The sequence below is a fragment of the Streptomyces sp. NPDC051172 genome, assembly GCF_040682555.1.
In the GTDB taxonomy this organism is placed as follows: Bacteria; Actinomycetota; Actinomycetes; order Streptomycetales; family Streptomycetaceae; genus Streptomyces.
On sequence record NZ_JBFBBE010000003.1, the window covers coordinates 126,437 to 153,065 of the forward strand.

Annotated in this window: 23 protein-coding genes and 1 tRNA gene; 15 read left to right on the plus strand and 9 right to left on the minus strand. The window is 71.4% G+C overall.

All coding sequences use genetic code 11. The features are described 5' to 3' along the window. Nucleotides 1–136: 136 nt before the first annotated feature. Nucleotides 137–634 (plus strand): GNAT family N-acetyltransferase, encoded by a 498-nt coding sequence (locus AB0N07_RS02830; protein WP_365831515.1) that lies wholly within the window; start codon nt 137–139, stop codon nt 632–634. Here AB0N07_RS02830 and AB0N07_RS02835 read toward each other — a convergent pair. Both AB0N07_RS02835 and AB0N07_RS02840 read right to left on the minus strand, forming a co-directional pair. After that, nucleotides 623–1,414, minus strand: coding sequence for a serine/threonine protein kinase (locus AB0N07_RS02835; RefSeq protein WP_365831382.1), 792 nt, complete (start codon nt 1,412–1,414; stop codon nt 623–625). The genes AB0N07_RS02830 and AB0N07_RS02835 overlap by 12 nt on opposite strands. A 273-nt stretch (nt 1,415–1,687) precedes the next feature. Then, nucleotides 1,688–2,728, minus strand: a complete 1,041-nt coding sequence (locus AB0N07_RS02840; protein WP_365831384.1) for a LacI family DNA-binding transcriptional regulator — start codon at nt 2,726–2,728, stop codon at nt 1,688–1,690. Nucleotides 2,729–3,089: 361 nt separating this feature from the next. Here AB0N07_RS02840 and AB0N07_RS02845 point away from each other — a divergent pair, with 361 nt between their 5' ends. The 4 genes from AB0N07_RS02845 to AB0N07_RS02860 all read left to right on the plus strand — a co-directional run bounded on the left by AB0N07_RS02845 (nt 3,090) and on the right by AB0N07_RS02860 (nt 7,924). Continuing rightward, on the plus strand, nt 3,090–4,412 hold the full coding sequence (locus AB0N07_RS02845; RefSeq protein WP_365831386.1) for an ABC transporter substrate-binding protein: 1,323 nt from the start codon (nt 3,090–3,092) through the stop codon (nt 4,410–4,412). Continuing rightward, nucleotides 4,409–5,443: a sugar ABC transporter permease gene (locus AB0N07_RS02850; protein WP_365831388.1), complete on the plus strand. Its 1,035-nt coding sequence runs from the start codon at nt 4,409–4,411 to the stop codon at nt 5,441–5,443. Before AB0N07_RS02845 ends, AB0N07_RS02850 begins: the two co-directional genes overlap by 4 nt. Next, nucleotides 5,430–6,335, plus strand: a complete 906-nt coding sequence (locus AB0N07_RS02855) for a carbohydrate ABC transporter permease (protein WP_365831390.1) — start codon at nt 5,430–5,432, stop codon at nt 6,333–6,335. The genes AB0N07_RS02850 and AB0N07_RS02855 overlap by 14 nt, the downstream gene beginning before the upstream one ends. Before the next feature lie 149 nt (nt 6,336–6,484). Further along, nucleotides 6,485–7,924, plus strand: coding sequence for a GH1 family beta-glucosidase (locus tag AB0N07_RS02860; protein ID WP_365831392.1), 1,440 nt, complete (start codon nt 6,485–6,487; stop codon nt 7,922–7,924). 355 nt (nt 7,925–8,279) lie between these two features. On the opposite strand, the gene AB0N07_RS02865 is transcribed toward AB0N07_RS02860, so the two are convergent. The 3 genes from AB0N07_RS02865 to AB0N07_RS02875 all read right to left on the minus strand — a co-directional run bounded on the left by AB0N07_RS02865 (nt 8,280) and on the right by AB0N07_RS02875 (nt 11,947). Beyond that, nucleotides 8,280–9,734 carry a cellulose binding domain-containing protein gene (locus AB0N07_RS02865; protein ID WP_365831517.1) on the minus strand — a complete coding sequence of 485 codons (1,455 nt, stop codon included), beginning with the start codon at nt 9,732–9,734 and terminating at the stop codon, nt 8,280–8,282. A gap of 108 nt (nt 9,735–9,842) precedes the next feature. Then, a complete protein-coding gene (locus AB0N07_RS02870; protein ID WP_365831394.1) occupies nt 9,843–11,246 on the minus strand; it encodes a HAMP domain-containing sensor histidine kinase in 1,404 nt (467 codons plus the stop codon). Continuing rightward, on the minus strand, nt 11,243–11,947 hold the full coding sequence (locus AB0N07_RS02875; RefSeq protein WP_365831396.1) for a response regulator transcription factor: 705 nt from the start codon (nt 11,945–11,947) through the stop codon (nt 11,243–11,245). The genes AB0N07_RS02870 and AB0N07_RS02875 overlap by 4 nt, the downstream gene beginning before the upstream one ends. A 98-nt stretch (nt 11,948–12,045) precedes the next feature. On the opposite strand from AB0N07_RS02875, the gene AB0N07_RS02880 reads away from it, so the two are divergent. Further along, nucleotides 12,046–12,555, plus strand: a complete 510-nt coding sequence (locus tag AB0N07_RS02880; RefSeq protein WP_365831398.1) for a hypothetical protein — start codon at nt 12,046–12,048, stop codon at nt 12,553–12,555. A gap of 13 nt (nt 12,556–12,568) precedes the next feature. On the opposite strand, the gene AB0N07_RS02885 is transcribed toward AB0N07_RS02880, so the two are convergent. Together AB0N07_RS02885 and AB0N07_RS02890 are read right to left on the minus strand one after the other, a co-directional pair. After that, nucleotides 12,569–13,438 (minus strand): fused MFS/spermidine synthase, encoded by an 870-nt coding sequence (locus AB0N07_RS02885; protein WP_365831400.1) that lies wholly within the window; start codon nt 13,436–13,438, stop codon nt 12,569–12,571. 60 nt (nt 13,439–13,498) lie between these two features. Next, nucleotides 13,499–13,930: a hypothetical protein gene (locus AB0N07_RS02890; RefSeq protein ID WP_365831402.1), complete on the minus strand. Its 432-nt coding sequence runs from the start codon at nt 13,928–13,930 to the stop codon at nt 13,499–13,501. Between the two features lie 288 nt (nt 13,931–14,218). Between AB0N07_RS02890 and AB0N07_RS02895 the strand changes: the two genes are divergently transcribed. Then, on the plus strand, nt 14,219–15,685 hold the full coding sequence (locus AB0N07_RS02895) for a hypothetical protein (RefSeq protein ID WP_365831404.1): 1,467 nt from the start codon (nt 14,219–14,221) through the stop codon (nt 15,683–15,685). Nucleotides 15,686–15,735: 50 nt separating this feature from the next. Here the strand turns inward: AB0N07_RS02895 and AB0N07_RS02900 are convergent, their stop codons facing one another. Continuing rightward, entirely contained in the window at nt 15,736–16,335 is a 600-nt protein-coding gene (locus tag AB0N07_RS02900) for a histidine phosphatase family protein (protein WP_365831406.1), read from the minus strand. A 193-nt stretch (nt 16,336–16,528) separates the two neighbouring features. On the opposite strand from AB0N07_RS02900, the gene AB0N07_RS02905 reads away from it, so the two are divergent. The 7 genes from AB0N07_RS02905 to AB0N07_RS02935 all read left to right on the plus strand — a co-directional run bounded on the left by AB0N07_RS02905 (nt 16,529) and on the right by AB0N07_RS02935 (nt 22,775). Further along, nucleotides 16,529–17,476: a phosphatase PAP2 family protein gene (locus tag AB0N07_RS02905; RefSeq protein WP_365831408.1), complete on the plus strand. Its 948-nt coding sequence runs from the start codon at nt 16,529–16,531 to the stop codon at nt 17,474–17,476. Then, a complete protein-coding gene (locus tag AB0N07_RS02910; RefSeq protein ID WP_365831410.1) occupies nt 17,427–18,566 on the plus strand; it encodes a hypothetical protein in 1,140 nt (379 codons plus the stop codon). The genes AB0N07_RS02905 and AB0N07_RS02910 overlap by 50 nt, the downstream gene beginning before the upstream one ends. Next, nucleotides 18,557–20,146, plus strand: a complete 1,590-nt coding sequence (locus tag AB0N07_RS02915; protein ID WP_365831411.1) for a hypothetical protein — start codon at nt 18,557–18,559, stop codon at nt 20,144–20,146. The genes AB0N07_RS02910 and AB0N07_RS02915 overlap by 10 nt, the downstream gene beginning before the upstream one ends. Next, nucleotides 20,143–21,480 (plus strand): AAA domain-containing protein, encoded by a 1,338-nt coding sequence (locus tag AB0N07_RS02920; RefSeq protein WP_365831413.1) that lies wholly within the window; start codon nt 20,143–20,145, stop codon nt 21,478–21,480. The genes AB0N07_RS02915 and AB0N07_RS02920 overlap by 4 nt, the downstream gene beginning before the upstream one ends. A gap of 150 nt (nt 21,481–21,630) precedes the next feature. Next, entirely contained in the window at nt 21,631–21,996 is a 366-nt protein-coding gene (locus tag AB0N07_RS02925) for a hypothetical protein (RefSeq protein WP_365831415.1), read from the plus strand. 121 nt (nt 21,997–22,117) lie between these two features. After that, nucleotides 22,118–22,711, plus strand: a complete 594-nt coding sequence (locus AB0N07_RS02930) for a bifunctional DNA primase/polymerase (protein ID WP_365831417.1) — start codon at nt 22,118–22,120, stop codon at nt 22,709–22,711. Continuing rightward, nucleotides 22,702–22,775 (plus strand) — tRNA-Lys (locus AB0N07_RS02935). The genes AB0N07_RS02930 and AB0N07_RS02935 overlap by 10 nt, the downstream gene beginning before the upstream one ends. Before the next feature lie 324 nt (nt 22,776–23,099). Here the strand turns inward: AB0N07_RS02935 and AB0N07_RS02940 are convergent. Next, a complete protein-coding gene (locus tag AB0N07_RS02940; RefSeq protein ID WP_365831419.1) occupies nt 23,100–24,410 on the minus strand; it encodes a M6 family metalloprotease domain-containing protein in 1,311 nt (436 codons plus the stop codon). Nucleotides 24,411–24,695: 285 nt separating this feature from the next. Between AB0N07_RS02940 and AB0N07_RS02945 the strand changes: the two genes are divergently transcribed. Beyond that, the gene (locus AB0N07_RS02945; protein ID WP_365831421.1) at nt 24,696–26,561 is read left to right on the plus strand and encodes an EAL domain-containing protein; all 1,866 of its coding nucleotides are present in this window, start codon (nt 24,696–24,698) and stop codon (nt 26,559–26,561) included. Nucleotides 26,562–26,629: the final 68 nt, after the last annotated feature.

The window sequence follows — 26,629 nt, forward strand, 5'->3', positions numbered from 1 at the left end:
GCTCTGGTGTTAGCGCCCGTGTTTGGGGCCCTGTCTGGGGGGGGTACGTGCCCCGACACACCCCCTGCGAAGACCGCGGGCCCCCGTCACACGCGGGACCCCGCCTGACTCGTTTCCGGGGAGGCCGCCCGTGCCCGTGTACGCCGACACCATCAGCACTCCGCGCCTCGACCTGCTCCCCCTTCGCGTCTCGCACGCCGACGAGATGGCCACCGTCCTCTCCGACCCCGCACTGCACACCTTCATCGGCGGCAGCCCCCTGTCCCCCGCGGCCCTGCGCGTCCGCTACGAACGCCTCGTCGCCGGCTCTCCCGATCCCTCCGTCTCCTGGTGCAACTGGGTGCTGCGGGAGAGGGACGAGTCGCGGCTGGTGGGGACGGCCCAGGCAACGGTCACCGGGACGGTCGCGGAGATCGCCTGGGTCGTCGGCACCCCCTGGCAGGGGCGCGGGTTCGCCTCCGAGGCGGCACGCGGACTGGTCGGCCGGTTGCGCCAACAGTCCATATGTACGGTCCTCGCGCACATCCATCCCGAGCACATCGCCTCCGCGGCCGTGGCCCGGGCAGCCGGGCTCCTCCCGACGGGCGAGGAGCAGGACGGCGAGCAGCGGTGGCGGCTCTCGCTACCCCGCTGACGTCGCCGCCCGCCACGCAGCCGCCAACTCCCTTACACCCGAGAACCGTTCACGCGGATCCGCCCGCGTCCCCCGCTCCACCACCGCCAGCTGCGCCGCCGTACCCCGCCAGGCGCGTTCGTCGTCACCGGCGTCCAGGAGGAGGCGGACGGTGCGGGCCAGGACATGGACGGTGGTGCGGTTGTCGATGACCGAACCCCGCTGCCACTCCTCCGGGGCCATGAAGCGGCGGGATCCGGGGAGCCGGGCCTCCGTCAGGACGAAGGGACCGGGGCGGTACTCGTCGAGGTCGATGAGGCGCAGGTCGTCGGCCTCGAAGTCGAAGAGGAAGGCGCCGTCGTAGAGGTCGACGGCGACGTGCCCCGCCGCCTCCACGGCCAGATGGGCATCGAGGATGCGGTCCAGGGCGTGCAGTACCCGGGGCACCGGCAGGGCGCGGAAGCGGGAGCGGGCGGTGACGCCGTAAAGGGGCTCACCCCGACACCAGGGCATCACGGTCGCCGTACGACCGCTCTCTCGTACGGCGAAGCGGTGGATCTGGGGAACGATCACCGGATGGCGTACCGCCCGATGAAAGGCCCAGGCCCGGTCCAGGGACCGCTGGGCCCGCTCGGTCACCGCCTCCTTGACGAACCACCGCTCCCCCTCCGGGAGGAGCACCCCGTACGACACACAGCCCGAGTCCTGCTCACGAAAGACCCGGAACACCTCGCCCGCCGTACGCAGATACGACTCGACGACGACAACCTCGCGGACGCCCAGCAGGGGATGGGGAGTCATGGGTGCCAGCATGCGCGCCCGCGTGAGGAGGGACCGCTCATTTCTTGGTGCCCCGAGTCGCGGCGCTGCGGGCCGGCAGGCACCACGGCCACATACACGGCGGGCTCCCCAGCCCCCTCCGCCCTGCAGACACGCAGCCCGAACTCCCCGCCCGCACGGCTTCGGTCGACACACCGGGACAGGTTCGAGCGAGCCTGGACGCCGATGCGGTGCTGCGCCGTCGCTGCGGTCGACCTCCCGGGTCAGGCTGGACGTCGTACGACCGGACCGCGGTCAGGAAGACGTGCGCGGCACCAGTTCCGTCGCCAGGACCACCTGGCGGCGTTCCAGCTCGCGGGAGACGGCCGGGCGGCGGTCGGCGATTTCGCCGAGGAGGAGGTCGATCATGCGGCGGCCCATCTCCTCGATGGGCTGGCGGACGCTGGTGAGGGGCGGGTCCATGTGGCGGGCGATGGCCGAGTCGTCGTAGCCGACCAGCGCCACGTCATCGGGGATGCGGCGGCCCTCCTCGCGCAGGACCTGGCGGGCGCCCGCCGCCATCACGTCGGAGCCCGCGAAGACCGCGTCCACGTCGGGGCAGCGGCCGAGCAGCTTCGTCATCGCCCGGCGGCCGCCCTCCTCGGTGAAGTCGCCCGGTTCGATGAGGAGTTCGTCGACCTCCTGGCCCGCGTCGCTCAGGGCGTCGCGGTAGCCGTCGACGCGGCGCTGGGCGCCGTAGACGTCGAGGCGGCCGGTGATGTGGGCTATCTTGCGGCGGCCCCGGGAGAGCAGGTGCTCCACCGCCGAGCGGCCGCCGCCGTAGTTGTCCGAGTCCACCGAGGTCAGGGTCTCGGCGGCCGACCGCGGGCCGCTGATCACGGCGGGGATCTCCAGCTGCGCGAGCAGGTCGGGAAGCGGGTCGTCCGCGTGCACCGAGACCAGCAGGACACCGTCCACGCGGTGGGCGGCGAGGTACTGCGCGAGGCGGCGGCGCTCGCGGTCGCCGCCCGCGAAGATCAGCAGGAGCTGCATCTCCGTGTCGGACAGCTCGGCGCCGACGCCCTTCAGCATGTCCGAGAAGTACGGCTCCGCGAAGAAACGGGTCTCCGGCTCGGGGACGACCAGGGCGATCGCGTCCGTGCGGTTGGCCGCGAGGGCGCGAGCCGCCGTGTTGGGGACGTATCCGAGTTCGGCCACCGCCGCCTCGACCGCCGCGCGGGTTGCGTCGCTGACCCGGGGCGAGCCGTTGATCACGCGGGAGACCGTGCCGCGGCCCACGCCCGCGCGCGCGGCGACCTCTTCGAGGGTGGGGCGACCACCGCTCCGGCTCCGCATTTGGCTCCGCCCTTTCCGCCGTTACTGCAGCTGGCCTGGAATCTAACAGTCCCGGGGCACCAGTGACCGTCCCCGGGGGCTCCCGCACCCCGGGCCACCACGGCCGACTGGAAAACCCGACCGGTACCGGACTCCTTTCGTCCAGTTAACGGCCCGATAACTGAACACATCTCGCCACGTCGACTCCCTTGACACCCCCGCTCGAACCGACGAACCTTCAACACATCACTTGTGGGAGCGCTCCCACAGTACCTGACACATACACATCCCGCACGTTCCCCGCCCGAGCCGCAGCGAGAATGAACGGGCCCAACAATGCAGTTGGCCGGGGGGTCGGCACGTCAGGCAACAGGAGGACGCAATGCGCACGAGTACCCGCCGGTCCCACCGGCTGATGGCCCTCGCGGCCGTCGCCGCGCTGACCACGGGACTGCTGGCCGGCTGCTCCAAGGACTCGAACAACGGTTCGTCGAACGACAGCGGCGGCAACGGCAAGGGCAAGACCACGCTGACCATCGGCACCTTCGGTGTGTTCGGCTACAAGCAGGCCGGTCTCTACGACGAGTACATGAAGCTGCACCCGGACATCAGCATCAAGGAGAACGTCACCACCCGTACCGACGTGTACTGGCCGAAGGTCCTCACCCGGCTGCAGGCCGGCTCCGGCACCGACGACATCCAGGCGATCGAGGTCGGCAACATCACCGAGGCCGTGCAGACGCAGGGCAGCAAGTTCGTCGACCTCGGCAAGGAGGTCGACAAGTCCCAGTGGCTGGCCTGGAAGAACGCCCAGGCCACCACCAAGGACGGCAAGCTGATCGGGCTCGGCACCGACGTCGGCCCGATGGCGATCTGTTACCGCAAGGACCTCTTCAAGAAGGCCGGCCTGGAGACGGACCGCACCAAGCTCGCCGCGCAGTGGAAGGGCGACTGGGCGAAGTACGTGGACGTCGGCAAGCAGTACATGAAGAAGGCGCCGGCGGGCACCAAGTTCGTGGACTCGGCCTCCTCCGTCTACAACGCGGCCCTCGGCGGCGGGAGCGAGCGCTACTACGACAAGGACGGCAACGTCATCTGGGACAAGTCCGCCGGTGTGAAGAAGGCCTGGGACGTCGCCATGTCCGTGGCGACCAGCAACATGTCGGCGAAGCTGAAGCAGTTCGACCCGACCTGGGACCAGGGCTACGCCAAGGGCACCTTCGCGACGGTGGCCTGCCCGGCCTGGATGATCGGCTACATCGAGCAGAAGTCCGGTGACTCCGGCAAGGGCAACTGGGACGTCGCGGCGGCCCCGACCGCGTCCAACTGGGGCGGCTCCTTCCTCGGCGTGCCGACGGCGGGCAAGCACCAGAAGGAGGCCATCGCCCTGGCCAAGTGGCTGACCGCGCCCGAGCAGCAGGCGAAGGTCTTCGCCAAGCAGGCGAGCTTCCCGTCGACCCCCTCGGCGTACCCGGACCTGAAGGCGGCCGCCGACACCACGGCCTACTTCTCGAACGCGCCGATCACCCAGATCTTCTCCGACTCGGCGAAGACCATCCCGGTCCAGAACTTCGGCATCAAGGACCAGCCGATCGGCACCGCGATCACCGACATCGGCATCCTCCAGGTGGAGCAGAAGGGCAAGACCCCGGCCCAGGGCTGGGACGCGGCCAAGAACGAGATCAAGGACGTGCTCGGCCAGTGACCAGCTCCCAGCAGGCTCTCGCGCATTCCGCGTCGAGCGCCGAGGCCGCGCCCGGCATCCCGCCGGGCGCGGCCCGGGGCGCTCACGGTCGCGGTACACCGCCGGGCCCCGACTCATGGCGCAGCCGGCTGTACCGCTGGGACATGAAGGCGTCCCCGTACGCGTTCATCGCCCCCTTCTTCATCATCTTCGGCGCCTTCGGGCTCGTCCCGCTCCTCTATACGGCCTGGTACTCGCTGCACAACGTGCAGCTGTCCGGTCTGGACCACCAGACCTGGGCCGGCCTGGACAACTACAAGCACCTGCTGTCCTCGGAGTTCTTCTGGAACGCCCTGGAGAACACGTTCAGCATCGGCGTGATCTCCACGGTGCCGCAGCTGCTGATGGCGATCGGGATCGCGCATCTGCTCAACTACCGGCTGCGCGGCTCGACCTTGTGGCGGGTCGTGATGCTCACCCCGTACGCCACCTCGGTGGCGGCGGCGACGCTGGTCTTCACGCTGCTGTACTCGTGGGACGGCGGCATGGTCAACTGGCTGCTCCACTTCGTGGGTGTCCACCCGATCAACTGGCGCGAGTCCGACTGGGGCGGGCAGTTCGCCGTCTCCACGATCGTGATCTGGCGGTGGACGGGCTACAACGCGCTGATCTACCTCGCGGCGATGCAGGCGATCCCCTCCGACCTGTACGAGTCGGCGGCGATCGACGGCGCGGGCCGCTGGCAGCAGTTCCGCCATGTGACGATCCCGATGCTGCGGCCGACGATCCTGTTCACGGTGGTCGTCTCCACCATCGGCGCGACGCAGCTGTTCGGTGAGCCGCTCCTGTTCGGCGGGGTCAGCGGTTCGAAGGGCGGTTCCGCGCACCAGTACCAGACGCTCGGCCTGTACATGTACGACCAGGGCTGGGGCATCGGCAACCTCGGCAAGGCCTCCGCGATCGCCTGGACGATGTTCCTGATCCTGCTGATCGTCGCCGCGATCAACCTGCTGATCACCCGACGGCTGAGGAAGTCCCATGACGACCAATGAACTGACCCTTCCTCAGGCAAAGGTGCGGAGCGGGGGCCGCAGCCCCCGAAGCCGCCGGGTGATCGGCGCCGGCAAGCAGATGCACGCGGGTCCGGTCACCTATCTCGTCCTGACGGTCTTCGCGCTGGTCTCGCTGGCCCCGCTGGTCTGGACGGCCATCGCGGCGTCGCGCAACAACGAGCGGCTCGCGCAGTCACCGCCGCCCCTGTGGTTCGGCGCGAACCTGTTCAAGAACCTTCAGGCCGCCTGGGACCAGGCCGGGCTCGGCACCGCGATGGTCAACTCCACGATCGTCGCCGGGACCATCACCATCGGTACGGTCCTGTTCTCCACGCTCGCCGGGTTCGCCTTCGCCAAGCTGCGGTTCAGGTTCTCCAGCACCCTGCTCCTGCTGACCATCGGCACGATGATGATCCCGCCGCAGCTGGCCGTCGTACCCCTGTATCTGTGGATGGCGGACCTGGGCTGGTCCAACCAGCTGCAGACGGTCATCCTGCCCACCCTGGTCAGCGCCTTCGGCACGTTCTTCATGCGGCAGTACCTGGTGCAGGCGCTGCCCACCGAGCTGATCGAGGCGGCCCGGGTGGACGGGGCGAGCAGTCTGAGAGTCGTCTGGCACGTGGTCTTCCCCGCGGCCCGGCCCGCGATGGCCGTGCTCGGCCTGCTGACCTTCGTGTTCGCCTGGAACGACTTCCTGTGGCCGATCATCGCCCTCAACCAGCAGAACCCGACCGTGCAGGTCGCCCTCAACTCGCTCGGCACCGGTTATGTCCCCGACCAGGCGGTGATCATGGCGGGCGCGCTGCTGGGCACGCTGCCGCTGCTGATCGCGTTCATCCTGTTCGGCAAGCAGATCGTGGGCGGCATCATGCAGGGCGCGATCAAGGGCTGACGGCTCGTCACGCCGGTTCTGCGTACGTCGTCGTACGTCTCCTCGGGGCCGGGCCGGCGCCGCCTCGGCCCCCTCTCCTCCTCCCCCTGTCCCTCCCTCACTCCCCCTCCAACTCTTCGGTCTCGACGACCACTTATGGGAGCGCTTCCATGTCTGAGTCCGCACAGCCGGCGAACCCGGTGACCTTTCCCCCCGCCTTCCTCTGGGGTGCCGCGACCTCCGCGTACCAGATCGAGGGGGCGGTGCGGGAAGGCGGTCGTACGCCCTCGATCTGGGACACCTTCAGTCATACGCCGGGCAGGACCGCCGGCGGCGAGCACGGTGACATCGCTGTCGACCACTACCACCGGTACCGCGAAGACGTGGCCCTCATGGCCGAGCTGGGCCTGTCCGCGTACCGCTTCTCGATCTCCTGGTCGCGGGTGCAGCCGACGGGCCGGGGCCCGGCCGTACAGGTCGGCCTGGACTTCTACCGGCGGCTGGTCGACGAGCTGCTCGAGCGCGGCATCAAGCCGGCCGTCACCCTCTACCACTGGGACCTGCCGCAGGAGCTGGAGGACGCGGGCGGCTGGCCGGAGCGGGACACGGCGCTCAGGTTCGCCGAGTACGCCCAGATCGTGGGCGAGGCGCTGGGCGACCGGGTGGAGCAGTGGATCACCCTCAACGAGCCGTGGTGCAGCGCGTTCCTCGGCTACGGCTCCGGGGTGCACGCGCCGGGCCGGACGGACCCGGAGGCCTCGCTGAGGGCCGCTCACCACCTGAACCTGGCGCACGGGCTGGGCACCTCGGCCCTGCGGTCGGTGATGCCGGCCCGCAACTCGGTCGCGCTCAGCCTCAACTCCTCGGTGGTCAGGCCCCTTTCCCCGCAGGACCCGGCGGACCTGGCGGCGGTGCGGAAGATCGACGACCTGGCCAACGGCGTCTTCCACGGCCCGACCCTGCACGGCGCGTACCCGGAGTCGCTGTTCACGGCGACCGAGCCGATCACCGACTGGTCGTACGTCCTCGACGGCGACCTGCAGGCGATCAACCAGCCGCTGGACGCGCTGGGCCTCAACTACTACACGCCCGCGCTGGTCTCGGCGACCGACGCGGACGCGAGCGGTCCGCGCGCCGACGGCCACGGCGCCAGCGACCACTCCCCGTGGCCGGGGGCGGACGACGTCGCCTTCCACCAGACCCCGGGCGAGCGCACCGAGATGGGCTGGACGATCGACCCGACGGGTCTGCACGAGCTGATCATGCGGTACACCCGTGAGGCCCCGGGCCTGCCGCTGTACATCACCGAGAACGGCGCCGCCTACGACGACAAGCCCGACCCCGACGGCCGCGTCCACGACCCGGAGCGCATCGCCTACCTGGAGAAGCACCTCGCAGCGGTACGCCGCGCGATCACCGACGGCGCGGACGTGCGCGGCTACTACCTGTGGTCCCTGATGGACAACTTCGAGTGGGCATACGGCTACGAGAAGCGTTTCGGGGCGGTGTACGTCGACTACGCCACGTTGACTCGTACGCCGAAGTCGAGCGCCCTCTGGTACGGGCAGGCCGCTCGGACGGGCTCCCTGCCGTCGCTGCCGACCGACTGACCGACGGGGGCGAACCGGGGTGCGGGGTGCGGCACGCCGAGGGGGCGTGCCGCACCTGGCGAGTGGATTCCGCCCGGCGCTACGTGTGCACGGTCAGCCCGTGGGGTTCGGCCATGGCGGCGATGAGATGGCCCACCGCCCCGCGGAACGGTGCTGCCCTTCTCGGTGGGATTCCGCTGCACGTCCTGGGCGCGCGTGAACGACGCCTCAGATGAGCGAGTCCCGGTGTTCCAAGCACGGCGTGCGCGAGGTGCCGTCCCGGTCATGGCTGTGAGCAGTCCAGCCCAGGCACGCGCGCCCCGGCCGGGTGGGGGGGAAGTCCGGCCGGGGCGCGTCGACCCCCGTTGTGTGCCGGTCAGTTGAAGGCGCCGAACGCCTTCGAGAAGGCGAACTTGTCCTGGGTGATCGAGCTGCAGGTGGCGTCGGCGGTGGGCTTGGTGCCGCCGGCGCACTGCTGGTCGCGGGTCGCCGACCACATCGAGAGGCCGCCGAGGCCCTTGGACCCCGCGAAGGCCGTCAGCTGGGTGGCGTCGTCGACCTTGAAGATCTCGGACGAGACGTCGTTGACGCCGATCATCGGGGTGACGGCGACCGTCTTCCAGGCGGCGGCGTCGGAGAGGCCCAGCACACTCTTGACCTGCGCCTGTGTGGCGGTGGCCGCCTGCTCGGCGTAGGTGCCCATGTCGCCGCTGTAGGAGGCGCCGTAGTCCATGGCCATGATGTTGACGGTGTTGATCCTCGCGCCGTTGGACCTGGCGTTGGTGAGCAGGTTCACGCCGTCCTGGGTGAGGCCCTCGGGCATGACCGGGAGCGTGAAGGAGACGTCCAGGTCGGGGTGGGCCGCCTGGAGCTTGGCTATCGCCTTCGCGCGGTTCGTGTTCGCCGTGGTGTTCGGGAGCGCGCCGCCCTCGACGTCGAAGTCGACCTTGGTCAGCTCGAACTGGTCCACGACCTTGCCGTACGCCGCAGCCAGCGCGTCAGCCGAGGAGCATGTAGTCGCCAGTTCGGAACCGGAGGCGCCGCCGAAGGAGACGCGGACGTCGCCGCCCTTGGCGCGTAGTGCGCCGATCTGGGAGGCGACCCCGTCGCTGCCGAGGTCGGTGACGCCGCCCCACTTGGGTGTGCAGCCGCCGCCGTCGGTGATGAAGGCGAGGTTGTAGTTCTTCACGCCGGTCGCATCGGCGCTCGCGAGGAGGTCGAAGGCGGGGTAGAGGGAGGTGTCGACGTAGGGGGCGAAGCCGGCGCTCGCCGTGGTGCCGGTGCCGGAGCTCTGCGTCGGGGTGGGAGTGGCCGTGGGGGTCGCCGTGGGGGTCGCCGTCCTGGTGGGCGTGGGGGTGGGTGTCGGGGACTGTGTCGGGCGGCCGCTCGGCTCGGGCGTCGGGCCGTCGTCCGCGGAGCACTTGGCCCCGTCGACGAGACAACTGCTCGGGTTGCCGGTGCCGTTGACGACGAAGCCGACGGTGACGGACTTGCCGGGCGCGAGGCCGTCGGTGTCCCACTTGGCCGGAGTCACCGTGACGTGCTGTCCGCTCACACTCGACTCGGCGTTCCACAGCGAGCTCAGCTTGGCGCCGGACGGCAGGTCGAACTCCAGCTTCCAGCTCTTCTCCGTCTGGCCGGTGTTGTTCGTGACGACGTACTGCGCGGTGTAGCCGGTCGACCAGTCACTGGTCTTCGTGTAGGCGGCGGCCACGCCGGCCGCCTGTGCGGTACCGGTGAGCAGGAGCGCGCCGCCACCGATCACGGCCGCGGCGACAGCTCCGCCGATCGCCTTGTTCCTGCCACTGATCCTGCGCCGGTGCATGCTCATGCGCGTGCCTGCCTTCATGGTTCGGGGGTCGGGTGCGGCAGCACGCTAGCGAGCCGGAATCGGGCAAAGTGCCTGATCCGGACGGGGGTTGAGGATCTTAGGGTGCGCTTAAGGAAGGGATCGGGGACGGTTAAAGGTAGAGACCAATTTCTTCTGTCTGCGTCGCCGTACGGAGCGGTGGCCGCGTCCGGGCGTCCGCTCCCGCCCGTCCAGCTGGATCCAGATCCGCACCTCGGTCCCGCCAAGGACCGACGCCCCGATCCGCACGTCACCACCGGTCGACTCGGCCAGCCGGCGCACGATGTCCAGGCCGAGTCCGGTGGATCCGTCACTGCCGGAGCCCCGCCCGCGCGCCATGGCGGCCTCGGGATCCGGGATCCCGGGGCCGGCGTCGGAGACCAGCACGATCACCGCGTCCTCGCCGTTGTGCAGGTCGACCGCGAAGGCCGTGCCCTCGGCGGTGTGCCGGAAGACGTTGCCGAGCAGGGCGTCCAGCGCGGCCGCGAGGTCCGCCCGGGCCACGGGTATGCGCACCGGACGGTCGGCGCCGGCCATCCGCCACTTGCGGCCCTCGTCCTCGGCGAGCGCCGACCAGAACGCCATCCGTTCACGGACCACCTCGGCCGCGTCGCATCCGGCGCCGGGACCGGCGGCCGCGGTCTGCGGTTTGGCGTCCCGGGCGGTGCGGATGATGGTGTCGACCTCGCGCTCCAGCTGGGCGACGGCGGCCCGGGTCTGCTCGGCAGCCGGTCCGTCGCCGAGCGAGGCCGCATTGAGGCGGAGCACGGTCAGCGGGGTCCGCAGCCGGTGGGACAGATCAGCCGCCAACTCCCTCTCGTTCGCCAGGAGTTGTACGACCTGGTCGGCCATGGAGTTGAACGCGACCGCCGCCAGCCGCAGTTCGGTCGGTCCTTCCTCCGGCACCCTTGCGCCCAGCTTCCCCTCCCCCAGCTCGTGCGCGCCCTCGACCAGTTTCTGCGCGGGCTGCACCATCCGTACGCCCAGCCGGTCGGCGACCGCGACGGATCCGACGATCAGCGCGATCCCGACCCCCGCGAGCACCGTCCATGCCGTACCGACGCCGTTGCTGACCTCGGACTCGGGGACGTACACCTCGACGACGGCTATCGCGCCGGTGCTCAGCGCGACCGGCTGGAGCAGGGTGGAGCCGCCGGAGACCGCGGTGGTGGAGGCGCGGCCCAGTTTGCGCACGGTCGCGATGTCCTCGCCGGCGGCGCGCTGCCGCCCGATGTCGACGGCGGACTGGCCGGCGGTCGCCGGTATGTGCACGGCCATCCCGGAGTCCGAGCCGGCGGAGGCGACGACCCGCTCCAGCTGGTCGCGTTCGGTGGTGATGGACAGCGCCGGGGCGACCGCGGCGGCCTGCCGCTCGGCGTTGGAGAACGCACGGTCCCGGGCCATCTCCTTGATGACGAGCCCGAGCGGCACCGCGAAGGCGACCACGACCATGGCGGTGACGGCCAGACAGACCTTGACCAGTGCCCATCTCATCGCGACGGCTCCCCACCCGGCGGCTCCAGCTTCACACCGACGCCCCGGAGCGTGTGCAGATAACGGGGCTGCGCGGCGGTCTCGCCCAGCTTCCGCCGCAGCCAGGACAGATGGACGTCGATGGTCTGGTCGTCGCCGTAGGACTGCTGCCACACCTCGGCGAGGAGTTCCTTGCGGGGTACGACGACGCCCGGCCGGCCGGCCAGGAAGGCGAGCAGGTCGAACTCGCGGCGGGTGAGGTCGAGCCGCACGCCGTCCAGTTCGGCCTGGCGGCGCAGCGGGTCGACGGTGAGGCCGCCGACCCGCAGGACGGTGGAGGGCGAGGCGTCCGAAGGGGAGGACCGGGACCGGCGTAGGACCGCGGACATCCGCGCGGACAGGTGCTCGACGGAGAAGGGCTTGGTCAGGTAGTCGTCGGCGCCGGCGTTGAGCAGGCGGACGATCTCCGTCTCGTCGTCCCGCGCGGTGGCGATGATCACAGGCACGTCGGTGATGCCGCGCAGCATCTTCAGGGCCTCGGACCCGTCCAGGTCGGGCAGTCCCAGGTCCAGGATGACCACGTCGAAACGGAAATGGGCGACCTCGCGCAGCGCCTCCAGCGCCGTCCCGACACTGCGCACGGTGTGCGCGGCATCGGTCAGGTGCCGGATCAGCGCCGAGCGTACGAACTGGTCGTCCTCGACCACGAGCACACTTGCCATGCGCGGCACCGTACGCCATGCGGGCGGGCCGTATCGGGGCCTGTGGATAACTCCGAGCGTGTGCGGCTGGTGGGACGCGTGAGGCAGTATGGCCCGCGATGCGCAGAGGACTCGTACACGTACTGGCTTGGTCGCTCGCCACGGGCGCGGCGGTCACGCTGTCGTGGTGGGGTGTCCACACGGTGATGGCGGGCACGGCGTACGACCCGCCGCGCGCCCTGCCGATCACGGCGGCGGACGCGACCACGCAGCAGTCGAAGCCGCTGGCGTCGTCGACGAAGCGGCCGTCGCCGTCACCGTCCAAGGGCGCGTCGGGCAAGTCCTCCCCGACGCCCACGCCGTCGACGACGCCGGCATCGAGCCCGACTCCGACGCCCACCGCATCCGGCCAGGTCAAGAGCTACGACACCGAGGGCGGTCGGGTGGTCTTCGACCTCGGCAGGACCGCGGCGACGCTCGTCATGGCGACCCCGGACACCGGCTGGTCGATGCAGACGTGGAAGACGGAGACCTGGATCCGGGTGGAGTTCACCTCGGGCACGAACAAGGTCTCCGTGATCTGCACCTGGCACGACGGGCCACCGCATGTGGAGATCGGGAACTACTAGCGGGAACTACCGGTCAACGGAACACCGAGGGCGGCGGCGCCGGAGACGCGACCGCCGCCTCGTCCGTCACCGGGGTCGCCCCGCCGGTGAAGTCGAGGAGTGCGCGGCCGTGTTCGACGCGGCCGGGGTGCGGGTCGGAGGCGGCCCGGCGGGTCAGTTCCGCGATCGGCAGCGGGGCGTCGGAGGCGACGAGGACCGCGTTGCCGAAGCGCTTGCCGCGCAGCACGGTCGGGTCGGCGACCAGCGCGAGTTCGGAGAAACGGGCGGCCGCGGTGGCGATCTGCCCGCGGAGGTGGGCGAGCGGCGGCCCGTCGGCGACGTTGGCGGCGTAGCAGCCGCCCGGCTTCAGGGCCCTGCGGACGTCGTCGAGGAACTCGGTCGAGGTGAGGTGGGCCGGGGTGCGGGCGCCGCTGAACACATCGGCGATGACGAGGTCGGCCCAGCCGTCGGCCACCTTGGCGAGCCCTTCGCGGGCGTCGACGGAACGCACCCTGATCCGGGCGTTCGGGTCCAACGGCAGCTCACGGCGGACCAGTTGGACGAGCGCGGCGTCCCGCTCGACGGCCTGCTGGGTGGAGCGGGGACGGGTGGCGGCGACATAGCGGGCGAGGGTGAGGGCTCCGCCGCCGAGGTGCACGGCGTGCACGGGCTTCCCGGCCGGTGCGACGAGGTCGATGACGTGCCCGAGCCGGCGCTGGTACTCGAAGGAGAGGTAGGAGGGGTCGTCGAGGTCGACGTGCGACTGCGGCGCCCCGTCGATCAGCAGCGTCCAGGCCCGCGCCCGGTCCCGGTCGGGCATCAGCTCGGCGAGCCCGCCGTCGACGGTCTCGACGACCGCTTCGGCGGCGCCGCTTCCGCGCCGGGGGTTCCTGGACTTTCCCATTGCGCCATTATCGGCAGCGCCGGGCGGCCACGCCTGCACGGGGTGGCACGAGCAACCAGGTCAGCGGCAGTTGTCCGCGGCCTCGATGATCCGTGCCGCCTCGCCCAGGGCGGCGCGCAGAACCGCCGGGTCGGTCGCGAGGTCGGCCTCGCCGGGCGGGAGCAGCCAGTCCGAGCCCGCCACGGGCGGCTCGGGGTTCAGCCTCAGACCGCGGCCGTCGGTCTCCGTACAGGTGCTGCCCGGGACGTCCCAGGCGGCAGCCGTGCCGGGCGGCACCACGAAGCCCAGGGTGTTGCAGTCGTCGTCGTGCAGCACGGGGCCGACCGCGTCGCCCGCGCCGCGCCGCAGGATGTCGACGGCCTCCAGCCCCTGCCGGGTGGGCACGGTGACGAGGTCGCACGCACCGTCGGGAAGGGGCGGCTCGCCGCGCCCCGGGGCGTGCGCCACGGTCGCGGGCGGCGTACGAGGAACGACGCTCTGTCTGGTCTCCATCCCGGCCTCCACCACGGAACCCCTCCTTGAACGAAGCGGGTCGGGAGTCGGGCGGCTCCCGGTCCACAGGGTTCAACGCGGCGCACGCGTCAACGGCTACGGCAGAAGTCAGCCACAAAGGATGGCAGTTCATGGCAGATCCCGTATGAGATATCCGGTTTGTAGCCAAACACAGCGTGAGCAGTCCGGCACAGCAGGTACGTTCTTCCCCGCTGGAGACAGGGCTCTTCACGGACAACCCGCCCTGAATCCGGCATGGTTCGACGGTTCGCACGAGAGGACCCGGCCATGGCGTCGTCACAGCTGACCTCGTCCCAGCCCACGCCCCCCAGGCCACCGCGGCCGAACCTCGTCTTCCGGCAGTTGCGCGGACAGCGCTCGCCGGCCGAGTTCGCCGCCGCGGTGCGCCGGGCCGCGCGCGAGATCGGGGAGCGGGTCAGCTGCGACGCGCGCTACATCGGCCGGGTGGAAGCGGGCGAGATCCGCTGCCCCAACTACGCATACGAACGGGTGTTCCTGCACATGTTCCCCGGCCGCACCCTCACCGAACTGGGCTTCGCGCCCCGCTCGTCCGTACGCGGACGCCGGGCGCACACCACCGGTGAGACACCGGGGGCGTACGAGCCGTATGAGAGGCAGGACAACCCGGACCCGCAGGTCCCTTACCCACCGCAAGTCCCTTACGACCCGCATGGGCATCACGAGAGCCATGCGCTTCACGAGAACTACGAGGAGAGCGACGTGCTGCGTCGCGCATTCATGACCGGCGGTGGCGCCACAGTGGCCGCCGCCTCGCTGGGCCCGATCGGGCTCGCCTTCGACGCCGCGGCAGCGGGACGTCCCGTCCGCCGCCCCGGCGCGAACGACGCGTACGCGCTCGAAGAGGCCGTACGCAGAATCCGGCTGCTCGACGACCGGCACGGCGCGGACGGGCTCTACCGGCGCGCATCGGCTCCGTTGCGCGCCGCCTATGCGCTGCTGGACGCCGGGGCGACCCGGCAGACGACCGCCGACCGTCTCCACTCGGGCGCCGGTGAACTCGCCATCTCCGTGGGCTGGCTGGCGCACGACTCGGGGCGGTTCGACGATGCGCGCTCGCACTACGCGGAGGCGCTCGCGACCGCCCGGATGACCGGCGACGACGCCCTGGAGGCGCACGCCTTCTGCAACACGGCCTTCCTCGCGCGCGACGCCGGGCGCCCGCGCGAGGCGGTCCGGGCCGCGCAGGCCGCACAACGCGTCGCGCGCCCCCTGGGCTCCGCCCGGCTGATGTCGCTGCTCGCGCTGCGCGAGGCGGGCGGCTGGGCGGGGCTCGCCGACCGCACCGCCTGCGAGCAGGCGCTCGTCCGTGCGCAGACCCTCTTCGAGCGAGGCCCCTCGGACGCCGACCCCGAGTGGATGAGCTTCTACGGGGAGGCCGAGCTGGAGGGCCTGGAGGCGCAGTGCTGGTCGACGCTGGGCGACTGGCCCCGCGCCGCCCGCCACGCCCGCCGCGCGGCTCAGCTCCAGGACCCGCACTTCACCCGCAACATCGCCCTGTACACCGCGGAACTGGCGGACGACCTGGCCAGAGGCGGGCGTCCGGACGAGGCGGCAGCAGCCGGAATGCAGGTACTGGACCTCCTGGACCAGGTCCAGTCCTCCCGGGTCCAGACGATGCTGGCGGGAACGGCGCGAGTCCTTCTGCCCCACCGCCGGGCGTCGGGGGTATCGGGCTTCCTGGAACGCCACGCCAACCAGCCCCGAACGCCGTAGGCGCAGCTGCGGGCAGCCGCGCTGCCAAGGGCGGCACCCCCGAGCACAGCTCACACCCCGGTCAGGTGCCCCAAGTCGTTCCAGCTCTCAATGGCCGGCTCGCCATAAGCCCACCCCAGCACCGACAGCGACGTCGGGTTCAACCGAATCCGCGCGGCGAAGTCCAACGGCAGCCCCAGCCACCGAGCCCCGATGGACCGCAAGATGTGCCCGTGGGCGAACACCAGCACATCCCGGTCCTCAGCCCGCGCCCACGCCACCACCTCATCCGCTCGGGAGGCCACCTCGGCGAGCGACTCCCCCTCCGGCACCCCGTCCCGCCAGATCAACCACCCCGGCCGCACAGCCTGAATCTCCTCGGGCGTCATCCCCTCGTACGCCCCGTAGTCCCACTCCATCAACGTGTCCCACACGACAGCCCGCTCCCCGAACCCGGCAAGCTCGCAGGTCTCACGCGCGCGTGCCAGCGGACTGGTGCGGACGGCAACCCCGGCAAGCCCCTCGAACGGCATCCGGTGCAGCCGCTCGCCGAGCAGCTTGGCGCCGCGCCGGCCCTCCTCCAGGAGCGGCACGTCGGTCCTGCCGGTGTGCTTGCCGGACAGCGACCACTCGGTCTGTCCGTGCCGGGCCAGCAGAATGCGCGGTGCCATGAGCTGAGAGGCCTTCCGGGAGAAATCGCAGGCGGAACCAGTCCATCATCGCGCACCCTTGGCGCGGGCAACCCGGGGGGCGATCTCTGCGTCTTTGAGGGCCGGGGCGCCCGAAGCGGGTGCGCACGTACGCCGTAAAGTGGCACGACCGGCCCGCCGGGCGCCGCGCGAGAACGAAGGGGGAGGCGATCGGATGCCGAGGACCGAGACGACACCGGGCATCGAGGCAGCAACCCCGCAGACCCGGCTGCGCTGGTGGACCGAACTGCCGCTGATCCTGCTGGTGTACGCCTGCTACTCGGCCGGCCGGCTCCTCGCCCGCGGTGACACGTCGAGCGCCGTCGACCACGGCGTGACGATCCTGCACATCGAGAAGTTCCTGCACCTCAACGCCGAGCACCCGCTCAACCGGCTCTTCACGCGCGAGGCATGGCTCGGCGTCCCGGCGGACTTCTGGTACGCGTCGCTGCACTACCTGGTCACTCCGGCGATCCTGGTCTGGCTGTTCCGATCGCGCCCCGTGCACTACCGCGCGGCCCGCACCTGGCTGATGACATCCACCTTCTTCGGCCTGATCGGCTTCACCCTGCTGCCGACCTGTCCGCCGCGCCTGCTCTCCGCGGGCCACGGCTTCGTCGACACGATGGCCCAGTACAGCTCGTACGGCTGGTGGGGCAGCGAGGCCAGCGCCCCGCGTGGCCTCGGGGGGATGACGAACCAGTACGCGGCCATGCCGAGCCTGCATGTGGGCTGGGCGCTGTGGTGCGGGGTCATGCTGTGGCGATACGGCAGGACGCGTACGACGAAGGTCGCCGCCGTCGCCTACCCGTTGCTCACCACGATCGTGGTCATGGGAACCGCGAACCACTACTTCCTCGACGCGGTCGCGGGTGCGGCCGTGATGGGCGTCGGGCTGCTCGTGGCGCCGTACATCATGCGGGGCGCGGACGGGATCAGGGAGCGGCTGTCCTTCGGCGCAGGGGCCGCTCAGGTCGCAGGTTCCTCAATTGTCAGTGCCGGATGCCAGACTTCCGCGGGTGAGCGAATTCCACGGCAGCGCGAGTCCCGGACCGGATCCGGAGCCGAGCCGGGTGCCTCTCCCACGGACGCGGGGGAAGGCGCTCCGGCAGCGGCTCGCTGAGCTGCGCGGTCCCGACGTACCGGCCAAGGCGCTGGACGCGCGCGCCCTGGCCGCCCTCGCCGCCAACCCCGGGTGCAGGCGGCGCGCGATCCTGGACGGCGCCGGGGTGAACAAGGCGGCGCTGGCGAGCGCGCTGGGTTCCCCTTCGGTCTTCGGGCAGTCGCAGTTCGCGTTCACGCGGGGCAACGCGTTCGAGGCGAAGGTCAAGGCGGACGGCGGCGCGGAGCTGCTCAGGCTGGTGCACGAGAAGCTGGACCGACGCGCGGAGCCGCCCGCCGAGGCGCAGGTGCCGGACCTCTCCGCGAGCGGCCCCGAGGGCCGCGCGGCCCGTACGACGCTGGCGCTGCGCGAGGCCACCGCGGCCGCCGGCAGCTGGACGCTCCTCGACCACCCGATGCTCGCGCTCGACGTGGCGGGCTCCCCCGCGTTCCTGGAGCCGGACGCCGTGGTGGTGCACCCCGACGGCAGCTGGACGGTCGTGGAGATCAAGTCCTTCCCGATGCTGGACGGTTCCGCGGACCCGGCGAAGGTGGGCGCGGCGGCACGGCAGGCGGCGGTGTACGTCCTCGCCCTGGAAGAGGTCGCCGCCCGCCTCGACCCCGCCCCCGAGGTACGGCACCGGATCCTCCTCGTCTGCCCCAAGGACTTCTCCAACCTCCCCACCGCCTCGGCCGTCGACGTGCGCAAGCAGCGCGCGGTCACGAGCCGCCAGCTGGCGCGTCTCACCCGTATCGAGGACATCGCCGACGCGCTCCCCGAGGGCACCTGCTTCTCCCCGGAGCTGCCCGCCGCCGAGCTGACCTCGGCCGTGGAGTCGGTCCCGGCGACGTACGCACCTGAGTGCCTGTCCGCCTGCGAGCTGGCCTTCCACTGCCGCGACCGCTCCCGCGCGGTCGGCGCGGTGACCTCCCTGGGCCGCTCGGTCCGCGCCGAACTGGGCGGCCTGACGACGGTCGAGGAGGTCCTGTCGTCGGCCCGTGGCGACAGCGGCGACCCGGACGACCCGGCGGTGGCGGCGCTGCGGAGGGCGGCACACCTGCGTGCCGAAGCCCTCGCTCCCCTCGGTCAGGAGATCACTCCGTGTCACTGATCTCCACCCTCGCCCGCCTGGAAGCGGTGCGCACCGGCCGCGCACAAGCCGCCGCCACCGTCCGGCACCGGCATCTGTCCGAACGGCCGCTGGTCTTTGTGCCGCTCACCACCGCCGGCGAGGCCGGCGCCCCGCTCGGCGCGCTCGTCGGCACCGAGCGGGACGCGCCGCGCCTGCTGGCCGTACCCCAGCCGCGCGACCGCGACCTCAGGTTCACGTTCCTGGCCGAGCTGGCCGACGTCGTCCTGCCGTATCTCGACGCATACGCGCAGGACGTCGAGGCCGCCGAGCGCAACGAGACCGATCCGGAGACCGGCAAGCGGGTCAAGGTCGAGGTCGAGCTGTGCGCGGACGCCCCACAGCTGATCGTGCCGAGCCCCGCGGGCGTCGACTTCGTACGGCTGCTCGGCCGCTCCATGCGTTTCAGGCGTACGGCGGAACAGGACCCGGAGGCCCCGTACCCCGCGCCGCCGCGCGTGCCGTTGCTCGGCCGCTGGCTGACGCACTTCGGGGAGCGCGCCCGCGTCCCCGGCTCCTCCCTCCTGCTGGCGATGACGGGCGTCCTGGCCCTGCACTGGGCGACCGGGCAGTCCACCCTGGAGGACCAGCATCTGGGTGCCCTGCTCGCCTGGATCGATCCTCCGGAGGGATCGACGGGCGCCGAGGCCGCCCTGCACGCCGAGCTGGCCCGCGACGCCAAGGGCCAACTGCTCTGCCCGCCCGCCGGACCGGCCACCGACCCGGCGTTCGACAACAAGCTGCTCGCGCCGGCGATCGAGCGCTACGACCGCGCGCGTACCGCCCTCGCCGTCGCCGAGGACGGTCTGGAGGCGGACGGCCGGCTCGGTGAACTCACCGCCGCCGAGCGGGAGATCCGCGAACTGGTGCTGAGCCGCACCCTGCCCACCTGGGAGAAGGTGTGGCGGGGCCTCGACCTGCTGCGGGCGCTGCCCGACGGGGGGCATGTCGAGGAGCGGTGGACGCGCGACCGCTGGTCGTTCACCGGCCATCGCGACCGGATCGTCGCGGGCGAACCGCCGCAGCCGCGCCGCGACGACGCGGTCACCGCCGCCAACAAGCTCGCCGCACGCGAGCGCGAACAGGCCCGTCTGGAGGCCCAGGAGGCGCTCGACGATCCGCTGGTGATGGCGGGACGGCGGCTGTCCGGGGAGGCGTTCGCCGGGGAGGTGACGGACGTCGTGATGGCGTACAGCGAGGGCAAGCGGCCGAGCCCCCGCCCGCTGGTCACCGTGCGGACGGAGGACCGCCCGCATCTGGGTGAGCGGGTCAAGGTGTACCACTCGCTGGGCGGCAAGCCGCAGGCGGCGGAGTTCGTCGGGCGGGAGGCGGAGGATCTGCTCGTGCTGCGCATCGTCGACAAGATGGGCCGCGGCAAGGAGCCCGAGGCCGGCTCGGTGCCCGAGAAGGGCGACCGGCTCTGCTTCACTCTCTTCGAGCACGAGCAGCGGGGCGGCCCGAAGCTGCCCGACCCGGAGGAGACGCCGTGGACCCACGGCGGGCCGCCGGGCGAGGCCGCCGTGGAGGCCGCCGATCCCCTGACCGCGGAGGACGTCCTGTGACCACCGCCTTCGATCCCGGCGCCCTGGCCGCCGAGGCCACCGACGCCATCCTCCGCGACACCCTGCACGGCACGCACCGGGGTGTGGTCGTCGACTCCCCTCCCGGTGCGGGAAAGTCCACGCTCGTCGTCCGTGCGGCCCTCGAACTGGCCGACGCGGGACGCCCCTTGATGATCGTCGCCCAGACGAACGCCCAGGTGGACGATCTCGTGCTGCGGCTGGCGGAGAAGAACCGGGAGCTGCCCGTCGGCCGCCTGCACAGCAGCGACAGCGACCCGTACGACAAGGCGCTCGACGAGCTGCCGAACGTACGCAAGTCGGCGAAGGCGGGCGACCTGACCGGCCTCTCGGTCGTCATCTCCACGGCCGCGAAGTGGGCGCATGTGAAGGCCGACGAGCCGTGGCGGCACGCGATCGTGGACGAGGCGTACCAGATGCGCTCGGACGCGCTGCTCGCCGTGGCGGGGCTGTTCGAGCGGGCGCTGTTCGTGGGCGATCCGGGCCAGCTCGACCCCTTCTCCATCGTGGGCAGCGAGCAGTGGGCGGGACTGTCGTACGACCCCTCGGCCTCCGCCGTGACCACCCTTCTGGCCCACAACCCGGAACTTCCGCAGCACCGCCTGCCGGTGTCCTGGCGCCTCCCGGCCTCCGCGGCCCCACTGGTCTCGGACGCCTTCTACTCGTACACCCCCTTCCGCAGCGGCACGGACCACGGCGACCGCCTCCTCGCCTTCGCCGTCCCCTCCGACGGCTCCGGCCCCGACCGGGTGATCGACGAGGCGGCCGAGTCGGGCTGGGGCCTGCTCGAACTGCCCGCGCGGCACACCCCGCGCACGGACCCCGAGGCGGTGCGGGCGGTCGCGACGGTCGTACGGCGGCTGCTGGACCGGGGCGGCGCTGCCACGTCGGAGCGTGCACCCGACGAACCCCTGCCGCTGACGCCGGACCGGATCGCCGTCGGCACGGCCCACCGCGACCAGGCGGCGGCCGTCCGCGCCGCACTCGCGGAGCTGGGCGTCACGGACGTCACCGTCGACACGGCGAACCGTCTCCAGGGCCGCGAATACGACGTCACGGTCGTCCTCCACCCCCTCTCCGGCCGCCCCGACGCCACCGCCTTCCACCTCGAAACAGGCCGCCTGTGCGTCCTCGCCTCCCGCCACCGGCACGCCTGCATCGTGGTCTGCCGGGCGGGGGTGAGCGAGCTCCTGGACGACTACCCGTCCACGGAGCCGGTGCAGCTGGGGACGCTGGTGAAGTTCCCGGACGGCTGGGAGGCGAACCACGCGGTGCTGGCACGGCTGGCCGAGCACCGCGTGAGCTGGCAGCCCTGACCGTGCTTTCGGCTCGGCTCGGGGAACATCGGGCGGCGTTCAGGACTTGAGGGACCTGGGGTTCCGGGCCCTCTTGCGTGGCCGCGGGACAATGGACGGTGGCCCGGTGGTCCTGGACGGGTCGATTACGACGTACGAGGAGGAGAAGACATGGCGGAGCCCACGCCGCGTCGGAACGAACCGCGGCTACGCCCCGCGCCGCTGCTCTTCGAGCCCGCGGAGGCGGCCTCCGACCCTGAGCACTTCTTCGACCTGGAGTCGATCGACGATCCGCGGGCGCTGCTGGCCCGCTCGACGGAGCTGGCGCAGGCGTTCCGCGCGGCGGCCGACCGGGCGGTGGAGTTCCAGGCGGTGGCGGCCGCGCAGCTGGCGGACCCCCGGCGGTTCGACCGGCTGACGCCGGCGGACATCGCGGAACGCGCCGAGTGGACCGAGGACTATGCCAAGAAGATGGTCGAGTACGGGCGGGACCTGATGAGCGGCGCCGAAGGGCGGGGCTCCGCGGACCCGGTCTGAATACGGTCCACTTCGGTTTGGCATATGCCAGGTGGGCAAGATACTCCTCTTCTCTCCCAGCCGTCCCGGTTTCCGGCAACCGTGAGGAGCGGCGCGTTCACAGCCGGTAGACATAGATGTCATGAGCAGCGAACGCATCGATCCGTTCTCCGACCGCTACGACGTCAGCGGAGTCACCGCGGACGGAGCCGCCTGGCTCGCCTCGGCAGGGGCGTACCCGCGCAGCACGCTCGCCCTCTGGAAGGAGCACGCCGACGCCCCGGTGGTGCTCCCGTGCGGCACGGCCTTCGACGTCGTCAGTGCACCGGCGGTCTTCGCACGCCGGATGGTCGACCGGCTGTGGGACGAGGGGCCGGGTTCCGGTCCGGTGGCGACATTCCGGGGCCGGATGCTGCTGTTCGCCGCACCCGGCACGGCCCAGCGGCTGCCCTCATTGCTGCGCTGGGAGGAGTTCGGCCGCACGGGAGCGATCCCGCCGCTGCTGTGCCACGGCAACGGCGACGCGGTGACCGTCCCGCCCCTGCTCGCGACCGCCCCGCCGAGCTCCCCCGACTCCCGCTGGCTGGTCGCCCCGGACACCCGCCACCCCTGGCTGCCGGGCCCCGAGATCCTGCTCTGGGCGGCCGTGCGGGCGGCCCGCGCAGCCGTGCGGATATCGATTTTTCCCCCGGCCGATCAGGATGCTAAGGTCTACGACGTCAGCAGGCGCCGCTAGCTCAGTTGGTTAGAGCAGCTGACTCTTAATCAGCGGGTCCGGGGTTCGAGTCCCTGGCGGCGCACGATGGCGATGGCGAGGCGTGTTCGCGGAAAGCGCGAACCACCTCGCCATCGTTGTTTTTGCGCGGCTTCGCCGCGCGTTGTGGGGGCTTCGCCACCCACACCCCCCTTTACCGGTGGCTGCCGGAACCGCAGTCCGAAGAGCTCAGCCGGCCGTCGCCGACCCAACGGCTGTCGTGGCCGCAGGCCGAGGAAGTCAGTGCGACGGGGATTTTCCGCCGGCACCCACAGCTCTGGCGGCTACCGGCACCGAAGACCGAAGAGCTCAGTCGGCCGCCGCAGCCCCAAGAACCCACCCGGCAGGCGTGGCCGCAGGCCGACGAAAGTCAGCCCCCGGCTGTGATCTTCACCATCCACGCCCCCGAAACCGTTCGCCCCTCCACCTCCACCCGGATCCCCTCCCCCGGCACCTTGAAGGTCTCGCCCAGGGAGACCGGGGCGTCCGCGAGAGGGGGGTAGACGGAGTTCTCCCAGCAGGCCTCCGTGTGGGGGTGGGCGTCGATCACCTCGATCGGGCCGCTGCCGGACTGGGCGCCGCCGCGTACCCGGTAGACGAGGATCCCCGAGCGGCAGGCCGCCGTGTCGTTGCCGATCGGCCCGCGTGCCTCGAAGGCGAGCACGCTGTCGTGGCCGGTCCGTACCACCGCGAGCTTCACGCCGCGGCCGAGCCCGAAGGGCGGCGGCCCCGCCGCACCCCTGATCTGGGCCCCTGGCCCTGCCCCCAGCGGCTCCAGCGTCAGCCGCGTGACGCCCGCCTCCCGCACGCACACCACCTGCCGCGGCGCCAGCCACCCCAGCTTCCACTTGTGCCAGCCGAACAGATCCGGGGCCAGCCCGAACTGGCTGCCCATCAGGTCCCAGTCCCCGACGTAGGTGTCCCAGTCGCCCTTGCCGTCGTCGGGGCGGTGGTAGAGATCCGGCAGGTCGAAGACGTGTCCCGTCTCGTGGGCCAGGACGAGCCGGTCCGGCGGGTGTTTCTCGAAGACGGTGACGACGCGGCGGATGTCCGTGCCGTCCGCCCTGAGCGGGGTGTCCAGATTGACGACCTTCGTCGCGTCCGAGTCCACGCCGGGCGCGTCCGGGTCGGCGACGAAGTACACGATGTCGTAGCGGGAGAAGTCGACCTGCGGATCAGCGGCGGCCAGCGCGTCGTGCAGATACGCGGCCCGGTGCTCGGCGTTCCAGTCCCGCTTCATGGCGTACGCCGTGGACGGCCTCGGCATCCGGATCCAGTGCAGCAGCGGATGCGGATGCAGGGTGAACCTGCCGTAGGAGGCCCGTTCGAAGTAGCGGCTGGTGGCCGGGAAGTGGTCGGCGGTCAACTGGGCGGGCGTGGTCCGCGGGACCGCGTCCGGGAAGGACAGGAAGATCATCACGGCGTTCAACGCGCGGGTCGGCCGCGGATATGCGGCGTTCCAGGTGTCGAGGCCCTCCGAGTGATGGGCGTCGGTCCGCTGCAGCGCACACGGCACCGCCGAGAACGGTTCGGCGATCGACGGCCCGGTCACCAGCGAGGTTGCGGCCAGCGCCGACAGGGTGGTGAACACGGCGGCGGTGCTGCGCAGTCGGGAACCCCTGAACTCCTTGAGGGGGGACTGACGCGGCACAGGGACCTCCGGGGGCGGTACTCGGGACACCGCACCCAGCCTGTGTCAGTTTGTCGTATTACGCCCTGTTCGCCTGCCCCAGAAGAGTGACTCGGCCGCGAGGCCCGATCAGACCCGACACCCCCGAAACGCTCACGGAAAGTCACAAGCGGTCAGCTGCCCCAACGACCCGTCCAGCTGCGGGCAGAAACGATCTGTCAGAAGTGCCCCTCGATCCGGGACACTGGACGTGGGGTGGAAGGCCCTTGGGTCTGCCTCTATGATCGGCACACTTTCCGGCACGGACAGAGATCGAGTGCACTGCGGGAGCGAGCGGTGAGCGGAACGTCCGAAGGGCCGGCGCCCGCGGCAGACCTCGACCGGGGCGCTGTAACAGACAGTGACGACTGTGCGTCTCCTCGTACCGAGCCGCTGACGACTCGTGCTGAGTCGCCTGCGTACCGCTCGGTCTTCAAGGCCGCACCTCTGGCCATGGCTGTCGTCGACCGCGAGGGACTGGTGGTCAGCGCCAACGACGGGTTCGGGGCCCTGTTCGGCAGCACCCCCGACGAGTTGACCGGCCGCCTCGCCGCCGACCTGGTGGACCTGGCGTCCGACGCCCGCACCTGGCACGCGTACCGAGAGGTGCTGCGCGGCCGCGAGGCCAGACTGCGCTGCGCGCGCCGGCTGAAGAGCCCCGACGGCCAGTCGGTCTGGGTCCAGGTCACCGTCTCGCCGCTGGCCGCCCACGAAGAGGGCGTCCTGCTGTCACTCACCGACATCAGCGCCCACCGTGAAATCCAGGGCCGGCTACGGCACTTGCAGATGCACGACCCGGTGACCCGGCTGCCCAACCGCACCCTGTTCTTCGAGCGGCTGACGGCCACGCTGGAGGCGGAGTCGTACGAGGAGAGCGGCACCGGGCGGATCGGGCTGTGCTATCTCGACCTGGACGGCTTCAAGGCCGTCAACGACACACTCGGCCATCGTGTCGGCGACCGGCTGCTGGCCGCCGTGGCCGAACGCCTCACGCGCTGCGCCGACGAGGCGGGTTACGGCAGAACGAGCGCCCCGCTGGTGGCGAGACTCGGCGGTGACGAGTTCGCCCTGCTGGTGGAGGACTCGACGGGCACGGAGCAACTCGCCGATCTGGCGGAGGCGGTGCTGGAGGCGGTGCAGGCGCCGTTCGACCTCGCCGGTCAGCGGGTGTCGGTGTCGGCGTCGATCGGTGTGGTGGAGCGGCGCGCCGCCGACACCACCGCCACGGCCCTGATGCAGGCCGCCGACACCACGCTGTACTGGGCGAAGGCCGACGGAAAGGCCCGCTGGACGCTCTTCGACCCGGAGCGCAACGCCCACCGCATGACCCGCCAGGCCCTGGCCTCCACTCTGCGCCCCGCCATTGAACGCGACGAATTCGTTCTCGAATACCAGCCGTTGGTGGGGATGGAGGACGGGCGGCTGCGCGGTGTCGAGGCCCTCGTCCGTTGGAACCATCCTCAGTTCGGCATGCTGACGCCGAATCGGTTCATCGGATTGGCGGAGGAAGACGGCTCGATCGTGCCGCTGGGCCGCTGGATCCTGCGCACCGCCTGCCACCAGGCGCGCCGCTGGCAGGTGGACCATCCGGACGAGCCGCCGCTGTTCGTGAGCGTCAATGTGGCGGTGCGCCAGGTCTGGGACTCGGACCTGGTGGCCGATGTGGCCGAGACCCTCGCCGAGACCGGGCTCGCGCCCCATCTGCTCCAGCTGGAGCTCACGGAGTCCGCGGTGATGGGCTCGGCGGGCCGCCCCCTGCAAGCCCTCCAGGCCCTGAGCGGGATGGGCGTCGGCATCGCGATCGACGACTTCGGCACCGGCTACTCGAATCTGGCGTACCTCAGCCGGCTGCCGGTGTCGGTCCTGAAGTTGGACGGCTCCTTCGTACGGGGCTTCCAGTACGAGAGCGACAAGGAGGGCGCCGTCGCGCCGAACCCGGCCGACGAGGTCGTCGTCGAGGCGATGATCCAGCTCGCCCATCGCCTGGGCATCACGGTCACCGCGGAGTGCGTGGAGACCTCGGCGCAGGCATCCCGCCTGCGGCGCATCGGCTGCGACACCGGCCAGGGGTGGCTGTACTCACGGCCGGTGTCACCGGATCGCATCTCCGAGCTGCTCGGCCCCCGGCCCCGGGCCGGGAAACGGGTGGCCGGCAACTCGTAACCCCGGGCGAGGGGTTCGCGCGAGCCCAGGGCCGGATGCCTCCGCCCTGCGGTCCGGCCATCCGGTGT